Source organism: Bradyrhizobium sp. PRIMUS42 (assembly GCF_023006515.1).
Lineage (GTDB): Bacteria > Pseudomonadota > Alphaproteobacteria > Rhizobiales > Xanthobacteraceae > Bradyrhizobium.
Map to the genome: position 1 here is coordinate 1 of NZ_JALBGZ010000778.1, position 2,763 is coordinate 2,763.

Annotated in this window: 3 protein-coding genes; all 3 read left to right on the forward strand. The window is 66.4% G+C overall.

Going from position 1 to position 2,763, the window contains the following annotated elements:
* On the forward strand, positions 1 to 565 hold a 565-nt coding region (locus tag MOV75_RS33475; protein WP_247007463.1), incomplete at its 5' end, for a xanthine dehydrogenase family protein subunit M.
* Positions 562 to 1,086 carry a 2Fe-2S iron-sulfur cluster-binding protein gene (locus MOV75_RS33480; protein ID WP_309486778.1) on the forward strand — a complete coding sequence of 175 codons (525 nt, stop codon included), beginning with the start codon at positions 562 to 564 and terminating at the stop codon, positions 1,084 to 1,086. The genes MOV75_RS33475 and MOV75_RS33480, both read left to right, overlap by 4 nt.
* The coding region (locus tag MOV75_RS33485) for a xanthine dehydrogenase family protein molybdopterin-binding subunit (RefSeq protein ID WP_247007464.1) at positions 1,083 to 2,763 on the forward strand (1,681 nt) is incomplete at its 3' end. The genes MOV75_RS33480 and MOV75_RS33485, both read left to right, overlap by 4 nt.

Below are 2,763 nucleotides of genomic sequence, written 5' to 3' on the forward strand. Positions count from 1 at the left end.
GTTCGTCGCGCATCCGGCCATCCGCAACCGCGGCACGTTCGGCGGCAGCGTCGCGCTGGCCGATCCGGCTTCCGAATTTCCGGCCATGACCTTGGCGCTGGGTGCCGAGATCGAGATCGCCGGCCCCGCGGGTCATCGTCGCGTGAAGGCCGACGATTTCTTCATCGACCTGTTCGAGACGGCGTTGCAGCCCGGCGAGCTGATCACCGCAATCCACGTTCCGCTGTTCAGGGCAGATCAGCGCTTTGCCTTCGACGAGCTGGCGCGGCGGCGCGGGGATTATGCGCTGGCCGGCTGCGGCATGCTTGCGACCTGTGCCGGCGCGCGCATCGACGACATCCGCATCTCGTTCTTCTCCGTCGGCAATACGCCAACGCGGGTGAAGGGGGTTGAAGCCACCTTGATCGGCGCGCGTCTCGACGCGGAACGCATCGCCGCCGCGCAAGGAGCGCTTGAAGGCGATCTCGCGCCGCCCGACAGTGACGAGGTGCCCCCGGCGATGCGCCTGCATCTCGCCCGCGTGTTGCTTGGCCGCCTGCTCGGACGTCTCGGAGAGGGCGCGTGAGCGGCTTCGACGAAACTCTGCTGGGTGAGGCCGACGAGACGGTGCGGGTCCGCTTCGTCGTCAACGGCCGCAAGGTTGCCTGCGAGGTCGCACCGCGCGACACGCTGGTCGATTGCCTGCGCGACAAGCTTGAGCTGACCGGCACGCATGCCGGCTGCGAGATGGGCGCCTGCGGCGCCTGTCTGGTGCAGATCGACGGCCGCGCCGTGCATTCCTGCCTTGTCTTTGCGGTGCAGGCCGATGGTGCAACGATCAACACCATCGAAGGCCTCACCGAGAGCGGCGTGATCGCCGATCTCCAGGCCGAATTCCATCGACGCAACGCGCTGCAATGCGGCTTCTGCACGCCGGGCATGCTGGTCAACGCCCACGAGTTGCTCTCGCGGGTGGCGCAGCCCGGCCGTGACGAGATCCGCGACGCGTTGTCGGGCAATTACTGCCGCTGCACCGGCTATGAGGCGATCGTCGACGCCATCGCTGCGGTGGCGAAAGCGCGCAGCGAAAGCGGAGGTGCGCCATGAGTGCGCCGCTGACCTCGCTGGACCGCCCGAATTCCTATATCGGCCGTTCGCTGCCGCGGCCCAACGCCAAGCGGCTACTGGCGGGGCGGGGACGCTATGTGAGCGATCTCAAGCTGCCGCGCATGCTGTATGCCGCGTTCCTGCGCAGTCCGCATGCGCATGCGAAGATCGTTGCGATTAATACCGAAGAGGCCCGTGCGCTCGAAGGCGTGCATCTCGTCGCCACGGGCGCCGATCTCGCCAAGATCTGCACGCCCTGGACCGGCACGCTCGATCATTTCAAGGGCATGACCTCGGCGCCGCAATGGCCGCTGCCGCTGGATCGCGTGGTCTGGGCCGGGCAGGCCGTGGTCGCCGTCGTCGCCGAGAGCCGCGCGATCGCCGAAGATGCGCTGGAGTTGATCGAAGTCGACTACGAGGATCTTCCCGTCGTCGTCGATATCGACAGCGCGCGCGAGGCCGGTGGTCCGCTGGTCAACCCCGGCACCGCCAACAATACCTGCTTCCGCAGCCAGCTCGACAGCGGCACCGTCGACGACGCTTTTGCGCACGCCGCCCACGTGGTGGAAGAAGAGTTCACCTTCGGCCGCCATACCGCGGTGACGCTGGAGCCGCGCGCCATCGTCGCCGATTACGATCCTTCCGCCGGCATGCTCACCGTGCACCACGGTACGCAAACCCCGTATCAGTTTCAGGACCTCTATTCACGCCACTACAACATCCCGGAGGCCCGCGTCCGCGTGATCGCGACAGATATCGGCGGCTCCTTCGGGATGAAGCTGCATGTCTATCACGAGGACATGGCGGTGGTCGGCCTCTCGATCCTGCTCGGCCGTCCCGTGAAGTACGTCGCCGATCGCTTGGAGTCCTTCGTCTCCGACATCCACGCTCGCGACCATCGCGTTCGCGCCCGCATGGCGCTCGACGCCAGGGGCGAGATCCTGGCGATGGATGTCCTCGATTTGACCGCGATCGGCGCGTTCTCGACCTATCCGCGCACCAGCGTGGTCGAGGGCAACCAGGTGATCCGCCTGATCGGCGCGCCCTATCGCTTTAGGAATTACCGCGCCACGCTGGAGGTAATCTTCCAGAACAAGGTGCAGACCAGCCAGTATCGCGCCGTCGGTCATCCCATCGCCTGTGCCGTCACCGAGCGGCTGGTCGACATGGCAGCAAGCAAGGTTGGCCTCGATTCCTTCGCCATCCGCGCGCTGAACGTCATCCCCGACGACGCCTATCCGCAGACCTCGCCGACCGGCTACCGCTTCGAGGCGCTGTCGCATCAGGCCTGCCTGAAGCGTCTGCACGAAATCATGGACTACGACAGCTTGCGTGCCGAGCAGGCCGACTTGCGCGAGCGCGGCGTCTATCGCGGCATCGGCATCGCGGCCTTTGTCGAGATCACCAATCCCAGCCCCGCGTTCTATGGTGTCGGTGGTGCGCGCATCTCTTCACAAGATGGCGCGATCCTAAGCCTGACGCCGTCGGGCGAGGTGCGCTGCCTGATCTCGGTCACCGAGCAAGGCCAGGGCACCGAGGCGATCATCAGCCAGATCGTGGCTGATCAGCTTGGCCTCGCGCAGGAGCACGTCAAGGTCATCACCGGCGATACCGAGGTGACGCCGCATGGCGGCGCCACCTGGGCCTGCCGCGGCGCCGGCATTGGGGGGGAGACCG